Genomic DNA, 26,363 nt, shown 5'->3' on the forward strand with positions numbered 1-26,363 from the left:
CCCCGCGCTCATGGACTGGTTCCCCGGTTGCGACGGGTCGCCAGCCAGCGTTCGGCGATGAGCAGCGCCGCGATCAGCATGGCGAGCCACGGGCGCACATCCTGCGGCGGCTGGTCATAAGCGCGCGCGCCAGTGAGCGGGGCATAATCGGCTGCGGCGACCCGCGCTGGCACTGGCGGGGCGGGTGCCAGCACAGTGCGAAGCTGTGCTGGAAAATCAGCCTCCAGCAGGACTGGCATCGTGGCCGGTGTCAGGGGGCGGGTGAAACGCAACAGCCGCCCGCGGCCCACCGGCATCGCCTCGACCAACGGCACGCCGAGGGGATCATGCCATAGCAAGGCGCGCGGCTTGTCCGCAGGGGCCTGCATGTCCGAAGCAAGCAATGCTGTTCCACCTTGCGCAATCCATCGGTTCAGCCTGTCCGGCATCGTACCGCCGCCCAGCCAGATGAGGAGGTGGCGCTGGTCCGGCAGTGGCGCATCGAGTGAGCCAATGTCGATCGTCGCTGCGCGTCCAGCAGGTTGCCATGCCAGCGCAGCGGCGCGCGGATAGCGGACGCCGCCACGATGCTGGTCATCGTGCCGGATCGACAGCAACGGCACGATGACAGGCAGGGTGCGTGGCGCGGGCATGACACCCGGCACGATGCGCCAATCCACCTTGCGAGAGAGGCGCAGGCGGTCGGCATCGGCGCCTTCAATCACTTGCGGCGTGATGATGGTCAGCGGAACCCTTGCCGGAATGTCCGCGTCGAGCTGGCGGATCAGGCTGGCAACCGGCAGTGTCCCGGTCGGCGATGGCTGGTCGATCGGCGGAAAGCCGGGCGCGAGCCATACGGTTTGGACGTCGCCAGTCGGCGCGCGCGTTGGATCGACACCGGGGACCATCGCGACGACCGGCGTGCGGTCTCCTGCCCCGAACAGCACCGGATGGGCGAGCCACAAGGCCACCAGCGCCAACAACATAAGGCGCAGCAACAGCAGCGCCCATTCGTCGAACCGCAGTCGGGATCGGGGCTTGGGCTTCTGCCGCAGCCAGCGCAAGGCGGCGAAATCGGTCGGCACCTGTTCGCTGCGCCGGGCGATATGGATGACCAGCGGGATGACGAGCGCCAGCAGCGCCGCCAGTGAGCCGGGCAGCAACAGGGCTGGCGTCATGAATATTCCGCCGCTTCATGCGCACCGAACAGGCGGCGCAGGGGCAGGTCGATCGGCTGGTCCAGTATATGAGTGGCATAACGGATGCCCATAGCATCGAGCCGGTCGTGGAGCGCGTCCCGCGCCGCGCCGAAACGGGCCAGAAATTCGCTGCGCAACGCCGCCCCATCCGCCAGCAACTCCTCGCCAGTTTCAGGGTCACGGAAGCGGTAGCCGCCATCAAACGGAAAATCGCGCTCGGCGACGGTCAGCATTTCGATCACGAGCGTTTCGCGCCCCGCAGCGGCCAGCTTTTCCGCCAGATCGACCGCGCCGGGATCGAAACAGTCGCTGAGTAGGATGACGAGATCGCGCGCGCCGATCCGCTCCCACACCGGCCCAAGCTGATCCTCCCGCGCAAAGCCGCCTACCGCGTCCACCGCGATCAGGTCCAGCAACAGCCGGTCGCGCTGGCGAGCGCCGCTGGCAGGGGGCAGCAGCGTCAGCCCCTGATCGCTCAGCGCCATCCAACCAAAACGGTCGCCCTGCCGCATCGCCAGATCGGCGATGCAGGCGGCCAGCGCTTTTGCCGCGTCGAAGCGGCGATAGTCGGGGCGGGCAGCATCGGCCTGCGTCATGGACGCGCTGGCGTCCGTCAATATCCATACCGCGACCGGGCTTTCCCGCTCTGCTTCGCGCACGAAGAATTTGTCCGACCGGGCGTAGAGCTTCCAGTCGATCTGGCGCAACTCGTCGCCGCGCTCATAGGCGCGATATTGCGCGAATTCGAGACCCGCACCCCGGCTGTGACTCTGGTGCAGCCCAATGCCGTGCGACCCCACTGCCCGGCGCGTGACGAGGCGCAGGCTTTTCAGCCTGCTGCGCACGTCCGGGGGAATGAGATCGACCACCCGCAAGCTCAGCTGAGCGGGACGGCGCGGAGCAGGGCGGCCACGACGTCGTCGGCGCTGCGTCCTTCCGCCTCCGCCGCAAAGGACAGCAGCAGGCGGTGCCGCATCACCGGCGCGGCCAGCGCGACGATATCCTCGCGCGTGGCGGCCAGCCGCCCATGCAGCAGCGCGCGCGCCTTGGTCGCCAAGATCAGCGACTGGCCGGCGCGCGGCCCTGCGCCCCATTTCACATATTTGCGGATATCGTCCGGCGCGCCTTCGCCGGGGCGGCTGGCGCGGACCATGCGGGTCACCCAGCGCAGCAGATCATCGCTGAAATGCACCTGCCGCACCCAGGTCTGCAACGCCAGCACCTCCTCGCCATGCATCACGGCAGGGACCGCGTTCGCCTTTGCTCCCGTCGTCTGGGCGAGGATATCCATCTCCTCCTGCTCGGTCGGATAATCGACGCGGATGTGGAGGAGGAAACGGTCCAATTGCGCTTCGGGCAGTGGATAGGTGCCGGCCTGTTCCAGCGGATTTTGCGTCGCCAGCACGAAGAAGGGCGCGGGCAGCTGGTGCGTAACACCGGCATAGCTCACTGTCTTTTCCTGCATCGCCTCCAGCAGTGCCGCCTGCGTCTTGGGCGGGGTGCGGTTGAGTTCGTCGGCCAACAGTAGGTTAGTGAATACCGGTCCTTTCTGGAAACGGAAGCTACGATGGCCGGTGCCATGATCTTCCTCCAGCAATTCGGTCCCCAAAATGTCGCTGGGCATCAGGTCGGGCGTGAACTGGACGCGGCGAAACTCCAGTTTGAGCGCTTCACCCAGCGACCGGACGAGCAAGGTCTTGCCCAGCCCCGGCACCCCCTCCAGCAGGCAATGCCCGCCCGCCAGCAGGCCGATCAGCAATTGTTCGACAACCTCCCCTTGCCCCACGATCGCCTGGCCGATTGCAGACCGCAATTCGGTAAGGCGGGCAAGCTGGCCCTGAATATCGGCTTCGGTGATGCTGGTCATGACGAGTCCGTTACCTCAATTAATAACGTCATTCCCGCGAAGGCGGGAATCCATCTCCTAACTTTGCGTGCCGGGATGGGGTGGGAGATGGATCCTCGCCTTCGCGGGGATGACGAATGCCTACAAATCACACCGACAGCGCATACATCACGATATTGACCCCGAATTTGGTATTATCCTCGGCCAGGAACCGTTTGTTGCGCCAGTCATAGTCCCATTCGCAACCATAATCCTTGTTGCTGTACAGCACGCCCAGCCGCCCTTCGATCTCGATCCCTTTCAGATAGTCATGGACCAGATCATCACCCCAGCCGTTCAATTCCAGGCCGGTATTGGGTGGCCCGTCAAATTTGAAGAAAGACCGGTAGAGCGGGTGGGCATTGGGCAGTTGTTTCAGCGCCCTAGCCCCGAAAATCTTGCCCATCTGCGCCTCAAACGATCGGGCGAACAGGCCGTCAATATCGTGGTTGCAATCATCGACCAGCACGAAGCCGCCATTGCGGACATAGCGTTCGAAATTGCGCCGTTCGGCGGGCGAAAACTCGACCAGCTTATGCCCCGCGAGATAACAGAAGGGCGCCGTCAGCATTTTGGGGTCCGACAGGGCAATGACATGCTCCTTCGGGTCCACCCGCAACGTCGTATAGTCGATCAGCGACGTGATCAGGTTGGACGGCATCCGCTGGTCGACATCCCAGTCGCCCGAATCATAGCGCAGCCGCGTGAACCAGAAATCATAGCCCCCGGCGGCGGCGAGCGGCCGGGCCAGCATTGCGCTGGCCAGACCACCCGCCATCAACCGAAGAAAATCGCTCCGCGTCATATCGCGCGCATTGGCCTCACACCGCGTCCGACAGTGACGTGAAGGTGAAGTCGCGCAGTTTCATCGGCGGGACGACCATCGGCGCATCCGCTTCGTCGCCCTTTACCCGGACGGGCTTGCCCAGTTCCTCGACATTGTTGAGCATGATGACCGGGGATTCGTTGAAGCGGAAATTCTTGATCGGATATTTGATCTGGCCATTTTCGATATAGAAAGTGCCATCACGGGTCAGGCCCGTGAGCAGCACCGTCTGCGGATCGACCATACGGATATACCAGGTGCGTGACACCAATATGCCGCGCTCGGTCGTGCGCACCAGATCGGCGGTCGTTTTCGTGCCGCCGGTCATGATCAGATTGCCCGGCTGCGCCATGGCGGGCTTGCCCTGCTTTTGCGACCAGTAGCGCGAATATTCCATGTTCACGAGCTTGCCATTTTCGACGATCGGCATTTTCCCGCGCGGCAGGCCTTCTTCGTCCCACGGATAGACAGCCGCGCCCGGATAGGCCGGATCGGCGAAGAAATTGACCTGCGGCCCGAACACCTGTTCGCCCAGCTTGTTGCCGCCGCCCTTTTTCGACAGGAAGCTGCGGCCTTCGTCAGCCGATCGCGCGTCGAAATAGAAGAACATGAACTGGATCAGGCCAGCGGCCGCCGCCGGTTCCAGGATGACGGTATATTTGCCCGGTTCCAGCGCCTTGGCTTCGGCTGACGCACTCGCCTTGCGCATGGCGATGCGGATATCCTCACCCGCGTTGAAGGTTGCGACGTCCTGCACATTATGCCCGACCCAGCCGGACCCGCGGCCATCCTCGGTACGGACGGTGCAGGTATAATCGGCGCTGGTGCCGGTCTGGTAACCGTAATTGCCCTTGCTGTTCATGAAGGCGACGAACCCGGCCTGATCCTCCAGATAGCCCGCCGCGATCAGCTTTTCGGCGCGGCAGGGCGCGATCGAATCGATCGCCACCTTGGCACGATAGTCTGCGGTGATCCCGGCGGTGGCGGCGCTATATGTGGGCGTCGGCTTGTAGGTCTGTCTCTCGACCGCAGGCATGAATTCCGGGTTTTCCGGGGCCAGCTTGGCCAGCTCCTCCGCCCGCCGCACCACGCGCTCCAGAGCGGCGTCGTCAAACTGGTTGATGGTCGCGATGCCGACCCGCTTGCCATAGGCGACCTGCACCGACAGTTCGATATTGTCGGTGATGCCTGCGGTCGACACGTCGTTGCGGGCGAAGCGCACATTGCCACGGATCGAACCGGTCAGCTGCGCGGTACATTCGTCCGCCTTGGAAAAGCCCACGACCTTGGTCAGGATCGCCTTGGCCTGTGCTTCGGAAAGGATGCTCATATTTTCTCTCCCTGACCGATCAACCGAGCGAACGGGCGGTGTTGATGACGTTGATGCCGTTGAAGCGCGCGGTGCTGGAGCCATGTGACACGGCCGAAACCTGCGCAGGCTGGCCCTTGCCGTCGAAGAAGGAACCACCCAGGCGATAGTCGCTGGCGTCGCAGACCCCGGCGCAGGCGTTCCAGAATTCCGGGGTGCGGATCTGGTAGGCCACATCCTCGATCTGCTGGGTGATCTTGCCCTGCTTGATCTCGTAGAAAAGCTGTCCGCCAAATTGCGCGTTGTAGCGCTGCTGGTCGATCGAGAAGCTGCCGTCGCCGATGATGTAAATGCCATCCTCGACATTGGAGATCATGTCGGCGACGCTTTGCTTGGCCTTGCCGGGTTCCAGTGACACATTGGCCATGCGCTGGAACTGGACGTTGGACCAACTGTCGGCATAGCAGCAGCCGTCGCTCTCGCTCTTGCCCTCGATATGCGCCTGATCGCGGATGGCCTGATAGCCGACCAGCTTGCCGTTGCGAATGAGATCCCATTTCTTGGTCTTGACGCCTTCGTCATCGAAGGCGACCGCGCCCAAGCTGCCGGGCTGGGTCTTGTCCGCGACGATATTCACCTTGTCGCTGCCATATTGGAAATTGGCCTTCAGCTTGTCCATCGTGGCAAAGCTGGTGCCGGCATAATTGGCTTCATAGCCCAGCACCCGGTCGAGTTCGAGCGGATGGCCGACCGATTCGTGGATGGTGAGCCAGGTGTGCGACGGGTCCAGCACCAGATCATATTTGCCCGGCTTGACCGACGGTGCCTTGATCTTCGCGCGCGCCTGTTTGGCGGCGGCGATGGCGTCCTCCTTCATGTCATAGCTGTTGCCATAGACGGTGACGCCGTTGGGCAGCACGGTCTTGCCCGACGCCGCGCCATCCAGATATTCAAAGCCCAGCCCCATCGGCGCGGACAGGCCTTCGCGCACGCGGAACTTGCCGGTCGCCTTGTCGACGGCGGTGACCTCCATCGGCGCCCAGATGCGGTGGACATCCTGGTCGATATAGCTGCCGTCCGTGCTGGCAAAATATTTCTGCTCGTTGACCAGGAACAGGATCGAGCGGATGAAGTCCGCGCCTGCATCCATGGCGGCGGCATTGACGCCCATCAGCAGGTCGACCTTGTCCTTGATCGGCACGGTCATGCTGTTCTTGACGATCGGCGTGCGCCAGCTGACCTCGCCCGCGCCCTTGACCGGGGCGAGCTGCACCGGGGCGGACTGGGTCGGCGCATTGGCCTTGGCAATGGCGACCGCCTGGGTCGCGGCCTTGGCCACGGCTTCCTTGGTCATCTCGTTGGTGGCGGCAAAGCCCCATGCCCCGCCAGCAATCACGCGGATGCCAACGCCGGTCGATTCGGTGTTGACGATATTTTCCACATTGCGTTCGCGGGTGATGACGAACTGGCGCAGGTAGCGGCCGACGCGCACGTCGCAATAGGTTGCGCCTGCGCTCTTGGCCGCGTTCATCGCTGCGTCGGCCAGCGACTTCTTGACCGCGACGTCGATGACGCTGCTCAGTTCCTCTGCTGCGATGACCTTGCCGAACATCGACGGCAGGATCAGGCCGCCCACGCCCATGGTGCCAAAGGCCAGAAAATCTCTTCTGTGCAAGGTTCGTCTCCACCTGCAAATGCCCGCGCTGCGCGGGTCGGATTGTGCTTGGGATGCGGCCGGTTGGCCGTACCGATGGCCGGGATCATCGCGGCAGGGCGGGGCCGGGTCAAACATCTTTTACGACTGCGCAACTTGGGGCCGCGCGCTTTCGACATATGACATCTGTCGAAAGTCGCTGGCCAGTGCGGAACAGGCCGGATGTTGCGTGGACGCAACAAAATCCGGCGCAGATGGCCGTTCCCCGTGAAGGGGTGGATCAGTTCATGATGCTGTGAAGAAAGTTGGTCGGGGAAAGAGGATTCGAACCTCCGGCCCCTGCCTCCCGAAGACAGTGCTCTACCAGGCTGAGCTATTCCCCGACCGATGCCGAAGCCGCCGTAAAGCGACCCCGTAAGGCAGGCCGCAGCCTATAGAGACGGCTTTTCGGACTGGCAAGCGGCCAGAGCGGCTTTTTTTGCGTCTCATAAAAGCCCGGCAGCGCGGAAGCTGAACCGGCTTTCCCCGGCCTCAATCATATGGTCGGCCAGCCGCATGTCGAGCGGGCGGAGCCGCCGGGTGAGGGCGCGGGTCAGGGCGATGTCGGCTGGGCGGGGTAGGGCCGGGGCGTCGCCGGGCCGTTGCTGGTGGATCGCCAGCCATCGCCCCTCCAGCGCCAGCAACTGGCCGATGACGGTACGCCAGTCGTGCGCCAATGGCACGCGGTCGCGGGGACGCCAGGTGCGATCGAGGATGAGCAGGTCCAGTCCGGCCATGGCAGAAATGTGACCCAGCCCGGTTCCGCCTCGCCAGCGCAAGCCGCGCCATTATGGTGAAGGAAGCCCGACAACATGGTCCAGAATGAACAGGAGATTGGCGGGCGGCCATGGCTGGGCTAGAGCGGGTAACGATCCATAGCCTTTCAGTTCAGGATGCCCGCCCTTGCGCGACACGACGCCCCATTATGAGCAGCAATATCTCGACCTGATGCGCCACATCTGGCGGCATGGTGACGAGCGGATCGACCGCACCGGGGTCGGCACCCGGTCGATCCTGGGCGCGACGATGCGTTTTTCGCTGGCCGACGACGCGGTGCCGCTGCTGACAACCAAGCGGGTCTATTGGAAGGTCGCGGCGCGGGAGATGCTGTGGTTCCTGTCGGGCGACACCAATATCCGCGAACTGGTCCGGCAGGGTGTGCATATCTGGACCGACTGGCCGCTCGACGCCTATCGCCGCGCGACCGGCGAGGCGATCGACCGCGATGCGTTCGAGGCGCGAATCATAGAGGATGAAGGGTTCGCGCTGAAATGGGGCGATCTGGGTCCGGTCTATGGCGCGCAGTGGGTCAACTGGCCGCGTTATGAAGCGGCGGGCGATGGCCTCTATCGGCGGGCAGCGCAGGGGCATAACCAGATTGCCGATCTGGTCGCGGCGATCCGGGCGAAGCCGGGGTCGCGGCGATTGCTGTTCACGGGCTGGAATGTGGCGGAGGTCGCCAATATGGCACTGCCGCCCTGCCATATGACCTATCAGTTTCAGGTATCGAACGGGAAGCTGAACGGCCTGCTGTTCCAGCGCAGTTGCGACCTGGGGCTGGGGTTCGCCTTCAACATATTCGGCCTGTCGATGATCACCCGGATGCTGGCGCAGCAATGCGATCTGGAGCCGGGCGAGGTGGTCTGGCAGGGCGGCGATGTGCATCTTTATCTGAACCACGCCGCGCTGGTGGAGGAGCAGATGGAGAGAATTCCCTGTGGCGCGCCCAGGCTGCGGATCAATCGGCGGCCTTCGGACATTTTCAGCTACGCCATCGAGGATTTCGAGGTGACCGACTACGCGCCGCAGGCCCATATTTCCGCGCCGGTCGCTGTCTAAGGCGACAGTGAGCCGGACATAGTGAAAAGGAAAAATGGGTAAGGAAGGCTTGCCTTTCGCGGTGACGTAATATAATGTTAGCAACAAGCAACATTATTGCGATGCAGCATAGGAGGCAGGATGACCGATCCGCATGATTCGGCGCGATTGCAGGGTGAAGCCGGGCGTAATCTGCCCCCGCTGCGCCTGCACGTCCCTGAGCCGCCCGCCCGCCCCGGCGAGAGCGCGGACTTCACCCATTTCGACATTCCTGCTGCCGACGCAGCGCCCCGCCCGGACGAGACGGCGCAGCCTGCGACGATGCGCGACATGGCCTATGGGCTGGTGCGCGTGCTGGACGAGAATGGCGCGGCGGTGGGGCAATGGAACCCCAACCTGCCGCCCGAAACCCTGCTGCGGATGCTGCGCGCGATGGCGCTGACCCGCGCGTTTGACGGGCGTATGTTCCGGGCGCAGCGGCAGGGCAAGACCAGCTTCTACATGAAGTCGACCGGCGAGGAAGCGGTGTCGATCGGCGCGGCGCTGGCGCTGCATCGCGACGATATGTGCTTCCCCAGCTATCGCCAGCAGGGCATCCTCATCGCCCGCGACTGGCCGATCATCGACATGATGAACCAGATTTATTCCAACAAGGGCGACCGGCTGAAGGGTCGCCAGCTGCCGATCATGTATTCGGCGCGGGAGGCGGGCTTTTTCTCCATCTCCGGCAATCTGACCACACAATATCCCCAGGCAGTCGGCTGGGCGATGGCGAGCGCGGCGCGCGGCGACACGCGGATCGCGGCGACCTGGTGCGGTGAGGGATCGACGGCGGAGGGCGACTTCCACAGCGCCTGCACCTTCGCCAGCGTCTATCGCGCGCCGGTCATCATGAATGTCGTCAACAACCAATGGGCGATCAGCAGCTTTTCGGGGTTCGCCGGGGCGGAAGCCACGACATTCGCCGCGCGCGCGGTCGGTTATGGCATTGCCGGGCTGCGGGTCGATGGCAATGACGTGCTGGCGGTCTATGCCGCGACCCGCTGGGCCGCTGACCGGGCGCGCGCCAATGCCGGGCCGACGCTGATCGAGCATTTCACCTATCGCGTCGAGGGGCATAGCACGTCGGACGATCCGACCGCTTATCGCTCCGCCGAGGAAAGCAGCCTGTGGCCGCTGGGCGACCCGATCGCGCGGCTGAAACAGCATTGCATTGGCCTGGGCATCTGGGACGAGGATCGCCACGCCGCGATGGACAAGGAACTGGCCGAGATGGTGCGTGACGCCGCGCGCGAAGCGGAGAAGAACGGCATCCTTGGCCACGGCCTGCATCATCCGATGGAAAGCATGTTCGAGGATGTGTTCGAGGAAATGCCCTGGCACCTGAAGGAACAGCAGCAACAGATGCTGGACGAATGGAAGGCGGCGGGGCTGTGATGGCGCGTCATCATCTCCTCTCCCCGGCGGGGAGAGGATACCGCAGCTCAGCAGCTTGCTGCTTAGCGAAGGTTGGAGAGGGGGCTGCGTGGTCCCGTCTTTCAACCGCTGTTTCCCCTCTCCCAGCTTCGACTAGGCAGCAAGCTGCCAAGTCTGCGCACCCCTCTCCCCGCAGGGGCGAGGGAAGGATGGTGCCATGACTGACACGACACAGATGAACATGATCCAGGCGATCAACAGCGCCATGGACGTGATGATGGAGCGCGATCCCACCGTCGTGGTGATGGGCGAGGATGTCGGCTTTTTCGGCGGGGTGTTCCGCGCCACTGCCGGACTGCAACAGAAATATGGCAAGAACCGCGTGTTCGATACGCCGATCACCGAATGCGGCATCATCGGCGTCGCCGTGGGCATGGGCGCCTATGGCCTGCGGCCGGTGCCGGAAATCCAGTTTGCCGACTATATCTATCCCGCGCTCGACCAGCTCGTGTCGGAAGCCGCGCGGTTGCGCTATCGCTCGGCGGGCGAGTTCATCGCGCCGATGACGGTGCGGTCGCCCTTTGGCGGCGGCATCTTCGGGGGCCAGACGCACAGCCAGTCGCCCGAAGGCATCTTCACCCATTGTTCGGGGATCAAGACGGTGATCCCGTCCACCCCCTATGATGCCAAGGGGCTGCTGATCGCCGCGATCGAGGATAATGATCCGACCATCTTCTTTGAACCCAAGCGCATCTATAACGGCCCGTTCGATGGCGAATATGACACGCCCGCGACCAGTTGGGCCGGCCATGCCGACGCGCAGGTGCCAACCGGCTATTATCGCATCCCGCTTGGCAAGGCGCGGATCGCGCGGGCGGGCGGGGCGCTGACGATCCTCTGCTATGGCACGATGGTCCATGTCGTTGAGCATACGGTTGCGATGCTGGGGTTGGACGCGGAGATTGTCGACCTGCGCAGTCTGGTGCCGCTCGACATCGAAACGATCGAGGCGTCCGTGAAAAAGACCGGGCGCTGCCTGATCGTGCATGAAGCGACCCGCACCAGCGGTTTTGGCGCGGAATTGCTCGCCCAGGTGCAGGAACGCTGCTTCCATCACCTCGAAGCGCCGATCGAGCGGGTGACCGGCTTCGACACGCCTTATCCGCATAGTCTGGAATGGGCCTATTTCCCCGGTCCCGTCCGTATCCGCGAAGCCATCAACAAGATCATGAAGGATTGACCTTCAACCACCTTCCGTTCGTTTCGAGCGAAGTCGAGAAACGGAAGCGCAGTTTCAAGTCATGTGTCTCGACTTCGCTCGACACGAACGGAGCTTTTTTATGGCCCTCTTTACATTCAAGCTGCCCGACATTGGTGAGGGCATAGCACAGGCCGAGATCGTCGGCTGGCACGTCAAGGTCGGTGACCGGGTCGAAGAGGACCAGCCGATCGCCGACATGATGACCGACAAGGCCACGGTCGAGATGGAAAGCCCTGTCGCAGGCATAGTCGTGCGACTGGCGGGCGAAGAAGGCGATCAGGTCTCGATCGGCGCGATGCTGGTGGAGATTGAGGTTGAGGGCGAGGACGTCGCTGCGCCCATGCCGCCGGTCGAGGTGATTGAGGCGGAAACAGCTGGCGCAACCGAAATTGCGGAAGCTGAAAAACCCCTCCCCTTCAGGGGAGGGGTTGGGGTGGGGCCTGTCAACGATAGCGCTTCACTTGCCGAACCGCCCCACACCCCGACCCCCTCCCCTGAAGGAGAGGAGGAGAAGGCCAACGCCCCCATCCTCGCCTCCCCAGCCGTCCGCGCCCGCGCGAAGGACTTGGGAATCGATCTGGCGCAAGTGAAGTCCGCAGGCGATCATATCCGCCATGCGGATCTCGACGCCTATCTGCTCTATGGGCAGGGGCAGGGCTATCGCGCGGCGGGTGCGTCTGCGCGCCGTCCCGACGAGCAGGTCAAGGTCATCGGGATGCGCCGCCGCATCGCGGAGAATATGGCCGCGTCCAAGCGGCACATTCCCCATTTCACCTATGTCGAGGAAATCGACGTCACCGCATTGGAGGTGCTGCGCGAACAGCTCAACGCCAGCCGGGGCGACAAGCCCAAGCTCACCATGCTGCCGCTGCTGATCGTCGCGATCTGCAAGACTTTACCCGATTTCCCGATGCTCAACGCCCGCTATGATGATGAGGCGGGGGTGGTGACACGCCATGGATCGGTGCATCTGGGGTTGGCGACGCAGACCGATGCGGGGCTGATGGTGCCGGTGATCCGCGACGCGCAGGACCGCAATGTCTGGCAATTGGCGAGCGAAATCCGCCGCCTGGCCGATGCCGCGCGGTCGGGCAAGGCGAAGTCGGAAGAACTGTCCGGCTCCACTTTGACGCTGACGTCATTGGGTCCGCTGGGCGGCATCGCCACGACCCCGGTCATCAACCGGCCGGAAGTGGCGATCATCGGTCCCAACCGCGTGATCGAACGGCCTGTATTCCGGGGCAAGGAGATCGTCGCGGCGAAGCTGATGAACCTGTCGATCAGCTGCGATCATCGCGTCGTCGATGGCTGGGACGCGGCGAGCTATGTGCAGGCGATCCGCAAATTGCTCGAAAGCCCCGCCTTGCTGTTCGTGGATTAAAATTCAGCGCATCGTCGCGCGATAGCTGAGCCGTCCGGCATGGCCGGGCGGCACCGCTTGCGGTAGCGACCAGCGGACATGGGTGATATCGGCGGCCACGGCGCGGCGCGTGCCGCCCAGTGGCGTGGGCAGCCATAGCTGCTCCATCCGGCCCCAATGCGCGCCGCCATCGACGGACACCTGCATGGTCGGGTCGGTCGGGTCTATCTGCGCGCCACGCGGCAGCGGGCGCACCACGGCCTGATCGCGCAGCGGCGCGCTGCCGTCATTGCGCCAATGGACGATGACGATCAGCTGGTCGCCCGGCGCAACCCGGTCGGCGCTGGCTAAGATGCGGCGGGAGCGGCCGTTAACGTCGGTCGTCACCCGCTCGACGAACATCTGCGTGTCGAGCCGGACGCCCGGTTGCGCCCATGCCACCTGCGACGCCGCAAGGCCCGTCAGCGCGATCATCCATGACAATGTGGCGGCCTTCATGCCCATTCCCGTTCTGCGTTCCCATGTCCGTCCCTAGAACGGCTGGGCCAATATTTGGTTAAGCCGCTGTTTTCCTGCGCCCGGTCATGGTCCCGCCCTGCTTTGCAAATTGACGCCCGGTGGCAGCGGGCGCACATCGGACTGGTCTTTCGACCGGAGAATCAATCCACCGTGAAACTGCCCGAACAGCAGGAAATCAACCGCAGGCGCGACCGGCTGCTGGCGTCGATCGCGCTGACGGCGGGGATCGGGCTGATGCTGGCGCTGCCCTTTGCGTTGCGCGCGGGGGCGGAGTTTTTCCTGCCGTTGACCGCCGCGCTGGTGATCGCGATCGCGCTGGTGCCGCTGCTCGAATGGATGGAGCGGCACCGGCTGCCGTCGGGGCTGGCCGCGCTGCTGGCCGTGATCGGCTTTCTGGTGGTGGCCAATACCGCGCTTGTGCTGATCATCGTGCCGGCCACCGACTGGTTCCGCATCCTGCCGCAACGACTGCCGCAGATTCAGGCGAACCTGGCCCCGCTCATAGATTTCTATTCCAACCTCCAGCGCTTCGTAGATGAAACGGTGCAGATGCTGGCGACCGGGCCGGTCGCAGCGGCGCAGACCGCGACGGTTGATACGCCGCGATCCCTGCTCCAATTTGCCGCCATGTCTGCCCCGGCGGCGATCATCCAGATGGTGTTCGCGCTGCTCATCATCTACTTCTTCCTGGCGGGCTGGACCCGGCTGCGGCGGCGCACGATCAACAGCCGCGACAGTTTCGACGGCGCGCTGGCGGTGGCGCGGGTGATCCAGAATGTGGTCGATGCGACGTCGGCCTATGTCATCACCATTGCCGTCATCAACCTGTGCCTGGGGCTGGCGGTCGCGCTGGCACTGTGGCTGATCGGGATGCCGTCACCCCTGATGTGGGGTGGCATCGTCGCGCTGCTGAACTTCATACCCTATTTCGGGCCGATGCTGGCTGCGGTGCTGCTGGCGCTGGGCGGGCTGATGGTGTTTGACGATGTGTGGGTGGCGATGATGCCTGCGGCCTTGCAGGTCGGCTTTCATCTGGTCGAGGCCAATGTGATCACGCCCACGGTGCTGGGGCGGCGGCTGACGATGAACCCGTTGCTGATTCTCGTGTCGCTCACCTTCTGGGGCTGGGTGTGGGGGACGCCGGGCGCGCTGCTGGGGGTGCCGCTGCTGATCATCATCCAGACCGTCGTCTCGGCCGCTGGCACGCCCGATATCGCCGGTTTCCTGTTCGAGCAGGGGACGCTGACGGTCGCGCCGCGCAAAGAAAGTGACGAGAATGCGAAAACAGCCGATGCGGACGGTTGACAGTCCCGGCGGACGCACATAGACGGCGCTTCCACACCGAACGCGGGTGTAGCTCAGTTGGTTAGAGTGCCGGCCTGTCACGCCGGAGGTCGCGGGTTCGAGCCCCGTCACTCGCGCCACTTTCCTTGACCGGAAGGTGGGAATAAGGTGGATCAGACAGCATCGTCTGGGGACTAAAGTCCCGAACGGATGTCACCCTGCGCGGGTGTAGCTCAGTTGGTTAGAGTGCCGGCCTGTCACGCCGGAGGTCGCGGGTTCGAGCCCCGTCACTCGCGCCATTTCCTGCCGATGCAGGGGATGGCGCAATCGCGCAGATGAACGGGCCGACACATGGAGTATCGGCCCGCCTGTCCTTGAAGCTACAGATTGTCGCCCGTGATCGCGGGAGCCAGCGGTTCGTTTGCCAGCCAGCGATAGATGCCGCCTGCGGCCAGCGCGCCGACCATCGGGGCCAGCCAGAACAGCCATAATTGCTGCACCGCCAGCCCGCCGACCAACAGCGCCGGACCCGTGCTGCGCGCCGGATTGACCGATGTGTTGGTCACCGGAATGCTGATCAGGTGAATGAGCGTCAGCGCCAGCCCGATCGCGATCGGCGCAAAGCCTGCGGGCGCGCGGCTGTCGGTCGATCCCAGGATGATGACCAGGAAACCCAGCGTCAGCACCGCCTCGATCACAAAGCCCGCTTCCATGCTGTAGCCGCCGGGCGACTGCGCGCCATAGCCGTTGACCGCCAGCCCGGTGCCGGTCAGGGCAAAATCCGGCTGGCCGCTGGCGATGAACAGCAACAGTTGCGCCGCGATGACGGCACCGATCAGTTGCGCGATGATATAGGGGGCGATGTCGCGCACCGGAAAGCGCCCGCCAGCCCACAGGCCGACGGTAACGGCGGGATTGAGGTGGCAGCCCGAAATATGGCCGATCGAATAGGCCATGGTCAGTACCGTCAGCCCGAACGCCAGGCTGACGCCCAGCAGGCCGATGCCGACATCAGGGAAGGCCGCCGCCAGCACCGCGCTGCCGCAGCCGCCGAAAACCAGCCAGAATGTGCCGAACGCTTCTGCAAACAGCCTTTTGCTCATGGGAACCATCGCATCGTCCTCCTGTGGGGGTTGGCAAGGGCCACCGACAGGCTGTGTTTCCCCCGGCGCGCGGTGGCCGCCGCCCGGTGGTTCAGATGTGACGGGCAGGGGGCAGGATCGCGCCATAAGCGCGCCTTCTGTATCGACTGGTGCATGGACATGGCTTTGCCCCCGTTCCGCAGTCAGGAAGCAGCGCGCGCCTCCGCAACCGGGGACAGGCCGTTACGCTTCCTCAACGGAACAGATACAGGCAGGCGGTGCGCTTGTCACCGCTGTTAATCAGCCGCGCCGCCAGCGGCCCGTCTCCATCCACGCGAGAAGGCGGCGCAGCGGTAATATCCAGATCCACACGATGCCCAGAACGACATAGAGCGGCGTCTGCGCCCAGACCGGCAGCGAGCCGATCAGGCCCGACAGGCTGGCCACCATCACCGCCCACAGCGCGATCAGCCCGACGATCGCCAGCATCCCCGCCGGCTTGCGCCAGCTTGGCTGATGATAATGGCGCGGGTCGATGCTCATACCAGTGGCCCTTCGATCAGTTCGACTTCGGTCAGCACCATATGCAGCGGCAAGTCCCACGGATCGGCAGGCACGGCATCCTGCTCCTGCACCGACCAGGCGATGCCGATGCGCAAAGCGTCGGGGAAGCGGGCAAAGGCGCGGTCATAATAGCCGCCGCCCTGACCCAGTCGATTGAGGGCGCGATCGAACCCGACCAGCGGGGCGATGATGACGTCGGGCGTCACCGGACCATTGCCGGGTTCGGGATGGCTGGTGCGGAACGGGCCGGGCAGCAAGATGTCGTCGGGCTGCCAGCGCAGAAAATCCATGCTGCCCAGCCGATCCAGCACGCGCGGCAGCGCCACGGTCTTGCCCATGGCGCTCAGCTGATGCGCCAGCCGCTGGGCAGGCGCTTCATCGTCCAGCCCCATATAGAGCGCGACCACCTGTGCATCGGCGATGCGCCGGGCGAGGGGTGAGGGCAGCACCTTGAACGCCAGCCGGTGCGCCAGCGGATCGAGCGTCGAGACAAAGGCACGGCGGCGGTCGCGCGCGATCTGGCGCAAGCTCGTCTTGTCGATGGTGTCGCCGTTCATTCGTAAATCTGCCTATTCACTATCGTGTTCCCGCGCAGGCGGGAACCCAGTCCGGCCCGATGCACTGGGTTCCCGCCTGCGCGGGAACACGTCTATATTTGGATCGCTTGCCTTGGAAGGGTGACGGGACCGCCTTGGCCGTTTGCTGGAAAATCCTCTGACGCCTCAACGTCAGGTGGGGACCATATAGATCGGACCGGAGCCCGCCCAGGGACAGCCCCCTAGGATGTGATTATCGCCTCAGGGATGTTCGCTAAAGCTCGTACCAGGCAGTACCCGTCAACCCCAATCTAGGCGTCCGCGGCGCGGGCGGCAAGCCCGTCGCGCAGCTTTTCTATCCGCGCGGCCAGCGCCTCGATCGCTTGCGCCGCCGGTTCATCCTCTGCCTCCAGCGCCAGCCTTTGCTGGCGGGCGGCGGTGTCGCGGCGCAAGTCGTTCAATTCGTCGGCCAGGAACAAAGCGGCGAACAGCAGGCTGCGCACCTCCGTCATGCCCGGCATCCCCTGCTGCGCGGCGCGCGCCTTCTCCTCGATCAGGCTGGCGAGATGGGTCAGATGCGCCTCCTCACCATCGCGGCATCGTATGTCATAATGGCGTCCGGCAATGTGCAGCGTGGTTTCAGCCAATGGTCCGCCCTTTCAGATCGGCGATCAGATCATCGAGCGAACGCAGCGCCGCGCGCGCGCCGTCCACATCGATATCCTGACCGCTCATGGGGAGTGGGGAGGGGGATGGGGCAGCCGCAAGGCGGGCCACATCCTGTTCGAGCCGACCCACTGCACGTTCCAGCGTGCCAATTGCCTGCATCATGCGCTCGCTTGCCATTCGTCACGCATAGCGAAACTTGGCGCGGCACAAAAGCGATCATTGGACCCACAAGAGGCCGCTTTCCGGCCCGCCGCGGTTGACGCATGGGGCTTGACGCGACAAAGGAGGCGCGATCTCGACTCGCCCGCACAGCCTGCGGGCAGGTCGTCCTGTTCAGGAAAGACGCACGCTGCCGATGACCGTTTCCGATAAGTCGCTCGCCAACGCCATCCGGGCGCTCTCCATGGACGCCGTGCAGGCCGCCAATAGCGGCCATCCGGGGATGCCGATGGGCATGGCAGACGTCGCAACGGTGTTGTTCAGCAATTATCTGAAATTCGATCCGACGCAGCCCAAATGGGCCGACCGTGACCGTTTCGTCCTATCGGCGGGCCACGGGTCGATGCTGATCTACAGCCTGCTGCACCTGACCGGCTATGCACGTCCGACGATCGAGGACATTGCCAATTTCCGCCAGCTGCACAGCCCGTGCGCTGGCCATCCTGAAAATTTCGAGCTGGCAGGCGTCGAGGCGACCACCGGCCCGCTGGGTTCGGGTCTTGCCACTGCCGTCGGCATGGCGATTGCCGAGCGGCATCTGAACGCCCAGTTCGGCGACGATCTGGTCGATCACCGCACCTGGGTGATTGCCGGGGATGGCTGCCTGATGGAAGGCATCAACCATGAAGCGATTGGCCTCGCCGGTCACCTGAACCTTGGCCGCCTGATCGTTCTGTGGGACGATAACAAGATCACCATCGACGGCGCTGTCGACCTGTCGAGCAGCGAAGATGTCCGCGCCCGTTACGCAGCGACCGGCTGGCATGTCGTCTCGTGCGACGGCCATGACGTTGCCGATGTGCGCCGCGCTCTGGCCGAAGCGGTCGCCGATTCGCGGCCCTCGCTCGTCGCCTGCGCGACCAAGATCGGCTATGGTTCGCCCAACAAGGCAGGCACGTCGGGCGTCCACGGTTCCGCGCTGGGCGAGGCCGAGGTCGCCGCCGCGCGCGAATTTCTGGGCTGGGACGCGGCACCCTTTGTTATTCCGACGGACATTGCTGCCGCCTGGAAGGCGATTGGCGCCAAGGGCGGCGATGTTCGCACTGCGTGGGAAGCTCGGCTTGCAAGCCATGAGAAGGGAGCGGAATTTACGCGCCGCATGGCTGGCGATCTGCCCGCCGATTTCTCGCTCGAAGCCTATATCGACAGCCTGATCGCCGCGCCGCAGAAAGTCGCGACCCGCAAGGCCAGCGAACTGACGCTAGGCGCGATCAACGACCTGCTGCCCGAAACGCTGGGCGGTTCGGCGGACCTCACCGGCTCCAACAATACCAAGACCAAGTCTACCGGTCCGCTGACGAAGGATGATTATTCGGGCCGCTATGTCTATTATGGCATCCGCGAATTCGGCATGGCCTGCGCGATGAACGGCATGGCGCTGCACCGCGGCGTCATCCCCTATGGCGGCACTTTCCTGGTCTTTTCCGACTATATGCGCGCCGGCATCCGCCTCGCCGCGCTCCAGCAGCAGCGCGTCATCCATGTGCTGACCCATGACAGCATCGGCCTTGGCGAAGATGGCCCGACCCATCAGCCGATCGAGCATGTCATGTCGATGCGCATGATCCCCAACCTGGACGTCTATCGCCCCGCCGACATTGTCGAGACGGCGGAATGCTGGGAACTCGCCTTGAAGGATGCGACCGGCCCGTCGGTGCTGGCGCTGACCCGCCAGAACCTGCCGCAGCTGCGCACCGAAAAGGCTGAAAATCTGTCGGCCAAGGGCGCCTATCGCCTGCGCGCCGCCACCGCCGACCGCAAGGTCGTGCTGATCGCCACTGGTTCCGAAGTCGAAATCGCGGTCGATACCGCCAAGGCGCTGGAAGAACAGGGCATTGGGGCCGATGTCGTGTCCATGCCAAGCTGGGCGCATTTCGAGGCGCAGCCGCAGTCCTACAAGGACGATCTGCTGCCGCACCATGTGCTGCGCGTATCGATCGAGGCGGGGACGACCTTTGGCTGGGAACGCCATACCGGCATCGCGGGCCTGCGCTTTGGCATCGACAGCTTCGGCGCGTCGGCCCCGGCGGAAGCGCTTTACGACCATTTCGGCCTGACCGCCGCAAAGATTGCGCCGCAGATCGTGGCCGCTCTCAACAACTGACCGAACAACAACTTCAGGAGGCTAGTGCAGTGGCAACGAAGGTAGCAATTAACGGTTTCGGACGTATCGGTCGCCTGGTGGCGCGCGCCATCCTTTCGCGCACTGACCATGACCTGGAACTGGTCAGCATCAACGATCTGGGCGACGTCAAGTCCAACGCCCTGCTGTTCAAGCGCGATTCGGTGCATGGCAACTGGAAGGGCGACGTCAGCGTCGATGGCGATTTTCTGGTCGTCGATGGCAAGAAGATCAAGGTGACCGCGGAGCGCGACCCCGCCAACCTGCCGCACGCAGCGCTGGGCGTCGAAATCGCGCTGGAATGCACCGGCATCTTCACCGCCAAGGACAAGGCAAGCGCGCATCTGACCGCTGGTGCGAAGCGCGTCATCATTTCCGCGCCCGGCACCAATGTCGATCGCACCGTTGTGTTCGGCGTCAACCATGACGCGCTGACCGCCGATGATATCGTCATTTCCAACGCCAGCTGCACCACCAACTGCCTGGCCCCGCTCGCCAAGGTGCTGAACGACGCCATCGGCATCGAAAGCGGCTTCATGACGACGATCCACAGCTACACCAACGACCAGAACACGCTGGACCAGCTGCACAGCGACATGCGCCGCGCCCGCGCCGCTGCCCTCTCGCAGATCCCGACCTCTACCGGCGCTGCCCGCGCGGTGGGTGAGGTTCTGCCTGAACTCAAGGGCAAGCTGGACGGTTCGTCGATCCGCGTGCCGACGCCCAATGTCTCGGTCGTCGATCTGAAGTTCATTCCGAGCCGCCCGACCACGAAGGACGAAGTCAACGCCCTGCTGAAGGCCGCGTCGGAATCCGGTCCGCTCAAGGGCGTACTGGGCTATTCGGACGAGCCATTGGTCTCGATCGACTATAATGGCGATCCGCGCAGCTCGACCGTCGACAGCCTGGAAACCGCCGTGGTCGATGGCAAGCTGGTCCGTGTGCTCAGCTGGTACGACAATGAATGGGGCTTCTCGAACCGCATGATCGACACCACCGGCGTGGTGGCGAAGTTCCTGTAAGGAACATATAAATCCGTTCGCCCTGAGCGAAGTCGAAGGGCTCGGCTGAGCGTAGCGAAGCCACTTCGCCTTCGCTCAGTAAAGGGCTTCGACTTCGCTCAGCCCGAACGGGTTGGGAACATAGGAAAATTCCAATGACCAAGCCGTTCAAGACACTCGACGATATGGGCGACATCCACGGCAAGGTCGTGCTGGTGCGCGAGGATCTGAACGTGCCGATGCAGGACGGTTCGGTCAGCGACGATACCCGCCTGCGTTCGGCCATGCCGACCGTGCTGGAATTGGCCGATCGTGGTGCGAAAGTGCTGATCCTCGCCCATTTCGGTCGTCCCAAGGGGCAGAAGAACCCCGAATATTCGCTGTCCAAGATCACCCGGCCCTTGAGCCAGGTGCTGGGCCGTGAAGTGCAGTTCGTCCCTGATTGTCAGGGGGACGCGGCGACCGATGGCATCGCGGTGATGCGTCCTGGCGACATTGCGATTTTGGAAAATACCCGCTTCCACGCGGGCGAGGAAAAGAACGATCCCGTTCTGGTCGATGCGATGGCGGCGATTGCCGACCTTTATGTCAACGACGCCTTCTCCGCCGCACACCGTGCCCATGCCTCGACCGCGGGGATCGCGCACAAGCTGCCGTCGTTCGCGGGCCGCGCGATGGAGCGCGAACTCGATGCGTTGCAGGCCGCGCTCGGCACCCCGGTCAAGCCGGTGGCCGCTGTCGTGGGCGGCGCGAAAGTCTCGACCAAGCTCGACGTGCTGAACCATCTGGTCACCAAGGTCGATCATCTGATCATCGGCGGCGGCATGGCCAACACCTTCCTCCACGCGCGTGGCGTCGATATCGGCAAGTCGCTGTGCGAAAAGGATCTGGCCGCCACCGCGGACGCCATTTTCGACGCGGCGGAAGCGGCCGGTTGCACCATCCATCTGCCCTATGACGTGGTGGTCGCGAAGGAATTTGCCGCCAACCCGCCATCGGTCCGCACCTGCAACGTCCATGAAGTCGCGGCCGACGAAATGATCCTCGACGTCGGCCCCGCCGCCGTAGAAGCGCTCGCCGATGTCCTCAAGACCTGCCGCACGCTCGTGTGGAACGGGCCATTGGGTGCGTTCGAAATTCCCCCGTTTGACACCGCAACGGTGGCGCTCGCCCGCACGGCGGCGGCGCTGACCAAGGAAGGGCAGTTGACCTCGGTCGCCGGTGGCGGTGATACTGTGGCAGCCCTCAACCATGCAGGGGCAGCAGCCGATTTCACCTTCGTTTCGACGGCGGGCGGCGCGTTCCTGGAATGGATGGAAGGCAAGGATTTGCCGGGCGTAAAGGCTTTGATGGCCTGACGACCGGTCAACGGTGGCACCGCCTTGGAGAGGGCGGCGCCATCTCCATTAAGAGAGAGTATGTGCAGATGCTGGATCAGGTTCAGAAGCAGAAGATTGCGACAGGCGAAGGCTTTATCGCCGCACTCGACCAGAGCGGCGGGTCAACGCCCAAGGCGCTTAAGGGCTATGGCATCGAAGAGGGTGCTTGGGGCTCTGACGAGGAAATGTTCGGCCTGATCCACGCGATGCGCAGCCGCATCATCACTTCGCCCGTGTTCACCGGCGACAAGGTGCTGGGCGCGATCCTGTTCGAGCGCACGATGGACGGCACCGTCGATGGCAAGCCGACCCCGCAGGCGTTGATCGAGCGCGGCGTCGTGCCCTTCATCAAGATCGACAAGGGTCTGGAGGATGAGGCGAACGGCGTTCAGGTGATGAAGCCCAATCCCGACCTCGACGTGCTGCTCCACCGCGCCAAGGCGCTGGGCGTGTTCGGGACCAAGGAACGCTCGGTCATCAACCTGGCCAACCGCGACGGCATTGCCGCCGTCGTCAAGCAGCAGTTCGAAATTGGTCAGCAGGTGCTTGCCGCCGGCCTCATGCCGATCATCGAACCCGAAGTGAACATCAAGTCGCCCGAACGCGCCGAGGCCGACGCGATCCTGCTTGACGAACTGGTCAAGGCGCTCGACGCGCTGCCCGCCGATCAGCAGGTGATGTTGAAGCTCTCGCTGCCGGTGCAGCCGGGCCTGTTCGACCCGCTGGTCGATCATCCCCGTGTGCTGCGCGTCGTGGCACTGTCGGGCGGCTTTGCCCGTCCCGAAGCCTGTGTCGAACTGGCCAAGAATCGCGGCATCATTGCCAGCTTCAGCCGCGCGCTGCTCAACGACCTGCGTCACCAGATGAGCGACGATGAATTCAACGCATCGCTGGGCGAAGCGATCGACGAAATCCACGGCGCATCGGTCGCCAAGACGGCGGTCGCGGCGTAACGGGGTAGTTTGATTACAGGCTGATCCTCCCCTTTAAGGGGAGGTGTCGGGCCGAAGGCCAGACGGAGGGGTGTCACCCTATCGATAGCTCGATACCCCTCCGTCATCGCTACGCGCTGACACCTCCCCTTGCAGGGGAGGATGACGGGCAAGCCAGAGGCTTTCGTTACGATGCTGGCTGGGCTAACACCCCGGCATGACCGATTTTACCGATGAAGAGCTGGCGCTCGACCCGCATTTTGCCGATCAGTTTGAACAGGGTTTCCGCCCCGCCTGCCAGCTTTACCTGATATCCCCGCCCAGCATCGACGCGACCTTCGTGGACGCCTTGGCTGCCGCGCTTGACGGCGGCGATGTCGCTGCGTTCCAGTTGCGCCTGAAAGGGCTGAACGACGACGCGATCGCAGACCTTGCCGCGCCGTTGCAGGCGCTCTGCGCCGATCGCGACGTCGCCTTCATCATCAACGACAGCGTCGCGCTGGCGCAGCGGCTCAGCGCCGACGGTGTGCATCTGGGGCAGGGCGATGGCGATCCGCGGGAGGCCCGCAAAATCCTCGGCCCAAAGGTGCAGATCGGCGTCACCTGCCATGACAGCCGCCATCTGGCGATGGAAGCGGGGGAGGCGGGAGCCGACTATGTCGCGTTCGGCGCTTTCTACCCTACGACGACCAAGGATGTGCTGCACCACGCCGAACCTTCGATCCTGGGCTGGTGGACCACGATTTTCGAGCTGCCTTGCGTCGCGATCGGTGGCGTGACGGCGGACAATGCAGCGCCGCTGGTGGCGGCAGGCGCGGATTTTCTGGCGGTCAGCAGCGCGGTGTGGAACCATCCGGCGGGGCCGGGCGCTGGCGTCGCAGCGTTTGCCGACGTGCTGCAACTTTCCCGCAACGGAGCGCCGGAACCCAAATGACCATCATCGTCCATCACCTCAACAACAGCCGGTCGCAACGCATCCTCTGGCTGCTGGAGGAACTGGGCGACCCCTATGACGTCGTCCGGTACGAGCGCAACGCCAAGACGATGCGCGCGCCCGCCGCGCTGCGCGCCATCCATCCGCTGGGGCGCTCTCCGGTGGTGGAGGTGGACGGTCACGCGCTGATCGAAACCGGCGCGATCATGGACTATCTGGTCGCCCGCGCCGGACGCTTCGGCCCGCCCGCCGATGCGCCGGGCGCGATCCGCTACCGCCAATATATGCATTATGCCGAAGGATCGATGATGCCGCCGCTGCTGGCGCTGCTCATCATCGGCAAGCTCGGCCTGCTCGGTCGCCCCGCGCGGCCCACGGTGCAGCGGATGCTGGACGATCATCTCGACTGGCTGGAAAGCGAATTGGCGTCGCGCCCGTATTTTGCCGGTGACAGTTTCACCGCCGCCGACATGATGATGAGCTTTCCGATCGAAGCCTCCCGCTCGCGCGGTGGCCTGAACGACTCGCGTCCCGCTATCCTGCGCTGGCTCAGCGAGATGCAGGCGCGCCCGGCCTATCAGGCTGCCCTCGCCGCGGGCGGTCCCTATGCTTACGCCTGATCGCCGCACTGTGCTCGCCTCCATGGCGGGGCTGGCGGCAAGCGCGGTCACGCCGCGCCTGTTCGCGCAGGAGCGGGCGACGGAAGCCTTGACGCCGCTCACCGGCAACATCGCACCGATCGGCCGCCCCGAACGCGCCGATCGCCTGACCCGCGCACAGGCCATGATGCAGCGCGCGGGGATCGATGCGCTGCTGATCGAGCCGGGCGCAAGCCTTGTCTATTATACGGGCGTCCGCTGGTGGCGCAGCGAACGGCTGACTGCCGCCATCATCCCCGCGACCGGCGCGCCGCTGATCATCTGCCCCTTTTTCGAGAAGCCCTCGATCGAAGAATCGCTCGGCATCCCGGCGGAGGTCCGCGTCTGGCAGGAGCATGAAAGCCCCCACGCGCTGATCGCCACTTTCCTCAAGGAGCGGGGGCTGGCGCGCGGTCGCATCGGCATCGAGGAAACGGTGCGCTATTTCGCCGTCGATGGCCTGAAGGCCGCGCTGCCCGGCGCAACCCTGATCCCCGACAGCGTCACCCGCACCCTGCGGATGCGCAAGACGCCCGCCGAAATCGCGCTGATGCAGGCAGCCGCCGACGTCACCATGGCCGCCTATCGCTGGACCTATCCGCAGGTGAAGGCGGGCATGACTCCCGCCGACATCGCCGCGCTGATGACCGCGGCCACCACCGCGCTGGGCGGCAAGCCCGAATTCAATCTCGTTCTGCTCGGCGAGGCGGCTGCCTATCCCCATGGCTCCGGCAAGCCGCAAGCCGTGCGGGCAGGCGAAGTCGTGCTGATGGACTGCGGCTGCACCGTCGGCGACTATCAATCCGACATCAGCCGCACCTTCGTCCACGGCGCACCCCCCACCGCGCAACAGCGCAAGGTGTGGAACGACGTATCGCGCGGACAGAGCATCGCGATCAAGGCGGCAAAGCTCGGCGCGCCCGCAGGCTCCGTCGATGACGCAGTGCGCAGCTGGTATGAGACGCAGGGCTACGGCCCCGGCTACGCGCTCCCCGGCCTGTCCCACCGCACTGGCCATGGCATCGGCATGGAGGGGCATGAGCCGGTCAACCTGGTCCATGGCGAAACCACCAAGCTGGACGTCGGCATGTGCTTTTCCAACGAACCCGGCCTGTATCTGCCCGGCGTGATGGGGGTGAGGATGGAGGATTGCTTCCACATGACCGCTCAGGGACCAGCATGGTTCTCCAAACCACCGGTGTCGATCGAGGAACCGATTGGGTAAGATGCAATCACGTTGCCGCAAATGAGGCTGAATGCTCCTATGCTTCGAGGCTTTTTTGAAGCTGTGTTGTGGGGAACACTCGCTGGAGTGGCCTTTCCCGCGATCTTTTTGGTGATCGCCATTTTGGGTTCGTTCCCGTTTAGTGGTGATGCAAGATCGGCGATTGGGATCGTTATCATGATGATCATAATCCCCTTGGTGCTTGTATTTCTGTCAGCCGTCGCGGTTGGCATACCAGTCACGCTTATTCTCAAAAGATGGAAGTTAGAAAGTGAGACTACCTATCTTTGGGCTGGAGCGTTGACTGGCTTTCTTGTTCCAGGGATTATTCTTGCGACCGTCGAACAAAATATCGACGTATTTTTCAGGGCCGTTCCTGCCGGCATATTAGGTGCGCTAAGCGGCACGATTACTGGTCGCACATGGTGGCGTAGCTATAGGTGTGAAATGAATGAAACGGGTGGTTTGAATTGAACACCCTCATCAATCACACAAGCCGAAAAGCCCCGCTTG

Annotated in this window: 26 protein-coding genes and 3 tRNA genes; 15 read left to right on the top strand and 14 right to left on the bottom strand. The window is 63.9% G+C overall.

From position 1 onward, the window contains the following. Positions 1 to 8: 8 nt before the first annotated feature. The 8 genes from Q0D44_RS07170 to Q0D44_RS07205 form a co-directional block, all read right to left on the bottom strand. Complete coding sequence (locus Q0D44_RS07170) at positions 9 to 1,157, bottom strand: BatA domain-containing protein (RefSeq protein WP_294134608.1); 1,149 nt, start codon at positions 1,155 to 1,157, stop codon at positions 9 to 11. Beyond that, on the bottom strand, positions 1,154 to 2,047 hold the full coding sequence (locus Q0D44_RS07175; RefSeq protein WP_294134610.1) for a DUF58 domain-containing protein: 894 nt from the start codon (positions 2,045 to 2,047) through the stop codon (positions 1,154 to 1,156). Before Q0D44_RS07175 ends, Q0D44_RS07170 begins: the two co-directional genes overlap by 4 nt. Before the next feature lie 8 nt (positions 2,048 to 2,055). Next, entirely contained in the window at positions 2,056 to 3,045 is a 990-nt protein-coding gene (locus Q0D44_RS07180) for a MoxR family ATPase (protein WP_294134613.1), read from the bottom strand. 127 nt (positions 3,046 to 3,172) lie between these two features. Continuing rightward, positions 3,173 to 3,868, bottom strand: a complete 696-nt coding sequence (locus Q0D44_RS07185; RefSeq protein WP_294134619.1) for a DUF4159 domain-containing protein — start codon at positions 3,866 to 3,868, stop codon at positions 3,173 to 3,175. Between the two features lie 16 nt (positions 3,869 to 3,884). Then, a complete protein-coding gene (locus tag Q0D44_RS07190) occupies positions 3,885 to 5,219 on the bottom strand; it encodes a TldD/PmbA family protein (RefSeq protein WP_294134622.1) in 1,335 nt (444 codons plus the stop codon). A gap of 19 nt (positions 5,220 to 5,238) precedes the next feature. Beyond that, positions 5,239 to 6,873 (bottom strand): TldD/PmbA family protein, encoded by a 1,635-nt coding sequence (locus Q0D44_RS07195; protein WP_294134625.1) that lies wholly within the window; start codon positions 6,871 to 6,873, stop codon positions 5,239 to 5,241. A gap of 285 nt (positions 6,874 to 7,158) precedes the next feature. Continuing rightward, positions 7,159 to 7,235, bottom strand: a tRNA-Pro gene (locus Q0D44_RS07200). A gap of 102 nt (positions 7,236 to 7,337) precedes the next feature. Next, positions 7,338 to 7,628, bottom strand: a complete 291-nt coding sequence (locus Q0D44_RS07205) for a JAB domain-containing protein (RefSeq protein ID WP_217672272.1) — start codon at positions 7,626 to 7,628, stop codon at positions 7,338 to 7,340. Between the two features lie 166 nt (positions 7,629 to 7,794). On the opposite strand from Q0D44_RS07205, the gene thyA reads away from it, so the two are divergent. From thyA to Q0D44_RS07225, 4 genes are all read left to right on the top strand, one after another. Next, complete coding sequence (gene thyA, locus Q0D44_RS07210) at positions 7,795 to 8,730, top strand: thymidylate synthase (protein ID WP_294134636.1); 936 nt, start codon at positions 7,795 to 7,797, stop codon at positions 8,728 to 8,730. A gap of 120 nt (positions 8,731 to 8,850) precedes the next feature. Then, complete coding sequence (locus Q0D44_RS07215; RefSeq protein ID WP_294134638.1) at positions 8,851 to 10,146, top strand: 3-methyl-2-oxobutanoate dehydrogenase (2-methylpropanoyl-transferring) subunit alpha; 1,296 nt, start codon at positions 8,851 to 8,853, stop codon at positions 10,144 to 10,146. A 214-nt stretch (positions 10,147 to 10,360) separates the two neighbouring features. Further along, a complete protein-coding gene (locus Q0D44_RS07220) occupies positions 10,361 to 11,365 on the top strand; it encodes an alpha-ketoacid dehydrogenase subunit beta (protein WP_119747468.1) in 1,005 nt (334 codons plus the stop codon). A 100-nt stretch (positions 11,366 to 11,465) separates the two neighbouring features. Continuing rightward, positions 11,466 to 12,767, top strand: coding sequence for a dihydrolipoamide acetyltransferase family protein (locus tag Q0D44_RS07225; RefSeq protein WP_294134640.1), 1,302 nt, complete (start codon positions 11,466 to 11,468; stop codon positions 12,765 to 12,767). A 3-nt stretch (positions 12,768 to 12,770) separates the two neighbouring features. Here Q0D44_RS07225 and Q0D44_RS07230 read toward each other — a convergent pair whose 3' ends face one another. Continuing rightward, on the bottom strand, positions 12,771 to 13,244 hold the full coding sequence (locus Q0D44_RS07230; RefSeq protein ID WP_294134642.1) for a hypothetical protein: 474 nt from the start codon (positions 13,242 to 13,244) through the stop codon (positions 12,771 to 12,773). 171 nt (positions 13,245 to 13,415) lie between these two features. On the opposite strand from Q0D44_RS07230, the gene Q0D44_RS07235 reads away from it, so the two are divergent. The 3 genes from Q0D44_RS07235 (at position 13,416) to Q0D44_RS07245 (ending at position 14,848) form a co-directional block, all read left to right on the top strand. Then, positions 13,416 to 14,570, top strand: a complete 1,155-nt coding sequence (locus Q0D44_RS07235; RefSeq protein WP_294134645.1) for an AI-2E family transporter — start codon at positions 13,416 to 13,418, stop codon at positions 14,568 to 14,570. Positions 14,571 to 14,612: 42 nt separating this feature from the next. Beyond that, positions 14,613 to 14,689, top strand: a tRNA-Asp gene (locus tag Q0D44_RS07240). An 82-nt stretch (positions 14,690 to 14,771) separates the two neighbouring features. Further along, positions 14,772 to 14,848 (top strand) — tRNA-Asp (locus Q0D44_RS07245). Positions 14,849 to 14,929: 81 nt separating this feature from the next. Here the strand turns inward: Q0D44_RS07245 and aqpZ are convergent. From aqpZ to Q0D44_RS07270, 5 genes are all read right to left on the bottom strand, one after another. Then, the gene (gene aqpZ, locus Q0D44_RS07250; RefSeq protein ID WP_294134647.1) at positions 14,930 to 15,661 is read right to left on the bottom strand and encodes an aquaporin Z; all 732 of its coding nucleotides are present in this window, start codon (positions 15,659 to 15,661) and stop codon (positions 14,930 to 14,932) included. Positions 15,662 to 15,931: 270 nt separating this feature from the next. Further along, a complete protein-coding gene (locus Q0D44_RS07255; RefSeq protein ID WP_294134649.1) occupies positions 15,932 to 16,174 on the bottom strand; it encodes a DUF2842 domain-containing protein in 243 nt (80 codons plus the stop codon). After that, positions 16,171 to 16,752, bottom strand: a complete 582-nt coding sequence (locus tag Q0D44_RS07260; protein ID WP_294134651.1) for a 5-formyltetrahydrofolate cyclo-ligase — start codon at positions 16,750 to 16,752, stop codon at positions 16,171 to 16,173. The genes Q0D44_RS07255 and Q0D44_RS07260 overlap by 4 nt, the downstream gene beginning before the upstream one ends. 290 nt (positions 16,753 to 17,042) lie before the next feature. Then, positions 17,043 to 17,378 carry a cell division protein ZapA gene (locus Q0D44_RS07265; protein WP_294134654.1) on the bottom strand — a complete coding sequence of 112 codons (336 nt, stop codon included), beginning with the start codon at positions 17,376 to 17,378 and terminating at the stop codon, positions 17,043 to 17,045. After that, complete coding sequence (locus Q0D44_RS07270; RefSeq protein ID WP_294134658.1) at positions 17,371 to 17,562, bottom strand: hypothetical protein; 192 nt, start codon at positions 17,560 to 17,562, stop codon at positions 17,371 to 17,373. Before Q0D44_RS07270 ends, Q0D44_RS07265 begins: the two co-directional genes overlap by 8 nt. A gap of 193 nt (positions 17,563 to 17,755) precedes the next feature. Here Q0D44_RS07270 and tkt point away from each other — a divergent pair, with 193 nt between their 5' ends. From tkt to Q0D44_RS07310, 8 genes are all read left to right on the top strand, one after another. Further along, a complete protein-coding gene (tkt, locus tag Q0D44_RS07275; RefSeq protein ID WP_294134660.1) occupies positions 17,756 to 19,723 on the top strand; it encodes a transketolase in 1,968 nt (655 codons plus the stop codon). 29 nt (positions 19,724 to 19,752) lie between these two features. Then, entirely contained in the window at positions 19,753 to 20,763 is a 1,011-nt protein-coding gene (gene gap / locus Q0D44_RS07280) for a type I glyceraldehyde-3-phosphate dehydrogenase (RefSeq protein WP_294134662.1), read from the top strand. 134 nt (positions 20,764 to 20,897) lie between these two features. Then, positions 20,898 to 22,100: a phosphoglycerate kinase gene (locus Q0D44_RS07285; protein ID WP_294134663.1), complete on the top strand. Its 1,203-nt coding sequence runs from the start codon at positions 20,898 to 20,900 to the stop codon at positions 22,098 to 22,100. Positions 22,101 to 22,168: 68 nt separating this feature from the next. Then, positions 22,169 to 23,074: a fructose bisphosphate aldolase gene (locus Q0D44_RS07290; protein WP_294134996.1), complete on the top strand. Its 906-nt coding sequence runs from the start codon at positions 22,169 to 22,171 to the stop codon at positions 23,072 to 23,074. 196 nt (positions 23,075 to 23,270) lie between these two features. Further along, positions 23,271 to 23,987: a thiamine phosphate synthase gene (thiE, locus tag Q0D44_RS07295; RefSeq protein WP_294134665.1), complete on the top strand. Its 717-nt coding sequence runs from the start codon at positions 23,271 to 23,273 to the stop codon at positions 23,985 to 23,987. Next, positions 23,984 to 24,607 carry a glutathione S-transferase gene (locus Q0D44_RS07300; protein WP_294134667.1) on the top strand — a complete coding sequence of 208 codons (624 nt, stop codon included), beginning with the start codon at positions 23,984 to 23,986 and terminating at the stop codon, positions 24,605 to 24,607. Before thiE ends, Q0D44_RS07300 begins: the two co-directional genes overlap by 4 nt. Then, positions 24,594 to 25,850, top strand: a complete 1,257-nt coding sequence (locus tag Q0D44_RS07305; protein ID WP_294134669.1) for a Xaa-Pro peptidase family protein — start codon at positions 24,594 to 24,596, stop codon at positions 25,848 to 25,850. Before Q0D44_RS07300 ends, Q0D44_RS07305 begins: the two co-directional genes overlap by 14 nt. Before the next feature lie 21 nt (positions 25,851 to 25,871). Beyond that, complete coding sequence (locus tag Q0D44_RS07310; RefSeq protein WP_294134670.1) at positions 25,872 to 26,324, top strand: hypothetical protein; 453 nt, start codon at positions 25,872 to 25,874, stop codon at positions 26,322 to 26,324. Positions 26,325 to 26,363: the final 39 nt, after the last annotated feature.

It is taken from the genome of Sphingobium sp. (genome assembly GCA_023266575.1).
GTDB lineage: Bacteria > Pseudomonadota > Alphaproteobacteria > Sphingomonadales > Sphingomonadaceae > Sphingobium.

Excerpts from the sequence above, each read along its gene's own strand:
- Q0D44_RS07305 (WP_294134669.1), top strand. The coding sequence starts at position 24,594 with ATGCTTACGCCTGATCGCCGCACTGTGCTCGCCTCCATGGCGGGGCTG.
- Q0D44_RS07310 (WP_294134670.1), top strand. The coding sequence starts at position 25,872 with ATGAGGCTGAATGCTCCTATGCTTCGAGGCTTTTTTGAAGCTGTGTTG.
- Q0D44_RS07270 (WP_294134658.1), bottom strand. The coding sequence starts at position 17,562 with ATGATGCAGGCAATTGGCACGCTGGAACGTGCAGTGGGTCGGCTCGAA.
- Q0D44_RS07225 (WP_294134640.1), top strand. The coding sequence starts at position 11,466 with ATGGCCCTCTTTACATTCAAGCTGCCCGACATTGGTGAGGGCATAGCA.
- tkt (WP_294134660.1), top strand. The coding sequence starts at position 17,756 with ATGACCGTTTCCGATAAGTCGCTCGCCAACGCCATCCGGGCGCTCTCC.
- Q0D44_RS07205 (WP_217672272.1), bottom strand. The coding sequence starts at position 7,628 with ATGGCCGGACTGGACCTGCTCATCCTCGATCGCACCTGGCGTCCCCGC.
- Q0D44_RS07215 (WP_294134638.1), top strand. The coding sequence starts at position 8,851 with ATGACCGATCCGCATGATTCGGCGCGATTGCAGGGTGAAGCCGGGCGT.
- Q0D44_RS07260 (WP_294134651.1), bottom strand. The coding sequence starts at position 16,752 with ATGAACGGCGACACCATCGACAAGACGAGCTTGCGCCAGATCGCGCGC.
- aqpZ (WP_294134647.1), bottom strand. The coding sequence starts at position 15,661 with ATGGTTCCCATGAGCAAAAGGCTGTTTGCAGAAGCGTTCGGCACATTC.
- Q0D44_RS07255 (WP_294134649.1), bottom strand. The coding sequence starts at position 16,174 with ATGAGCATCGACCCGCGCCATTATCATCAGCCAAGCTGGCGCAAGCCG.
- Q0D44_RS07285 (WP_294134663.1), top strand. The coding sequence starts at position 20,898 with ATGACCAAGCCGTTCAAGACACTCGACGATATGGGCGACATCCACGGC.
- Q0D44_RS07230 (WP_294134642.1), bottom strand. The coding sequence starts at position 13,244 with ATGAAGGCCGCCACATTGTCATGGATGATCGCGCTGACGGGCCTTGCG.
- Q0D44_RS07190 (WP_294134622.1), bottom strand. The coding sequence starts at position 5,219 with ATGAGCATCCTTTCCGAAGCACAGGCCAAGGCGATCCTGACCAAGGTC.
- Q0D44_RS07185 (WP_294134619.1), bottom strand. The coding sequence starts at position 3,868 with ATGACGCGGAGCGATTTTCTTCGGTTGATGGCGGGTGGTCTGGCCAGC.
- Q0D44_RS07170 (WP_294134608.1), bottom strand. The coding sequence starts at position 1,157 with ATGACGCCAGCCCTGTTGCTGCCCGGCTCACTGGCGGCGCTGCTGGCG.
- thiE (WP_294134665.1), top strand. The coding sequence starts at position 23,271 with ATGACCGATTTTACCGATGAAGAGCTGGCGCTCGACCCGCATTTTGCC.
- Q0D44_RS07180 (WP_294134613.1), bottom strand. The coding sequence starts at position 3,045 with ATGACCAGCATCACCGAAGCCGATATTCAGGGCCAGCTTGCCCGCCTT.
- Q0D44_RS07290 (WP_294134996.1), top strand. The coding sequence starts at position 22,169 with ATGCTGGATCAGGTTCAGAAGCAGAAGATTGCGACAGGCGAAGGCTTT.
- Q0D44_RS07220 (WP_119747468.1), top strand. The coding sequence starts at position 10,361 with ATGAACATGATCCAGGCGATCAACAGCGCCATGGACGTGATGATGGAG.
- Q0D44_RS07300 (WP_294134667.1), top strand. The coding sequence starts at position 23,984 with ATGACCATCATCGTCCATCACCTCAACAACAGCCGGTCGCAACGCATC.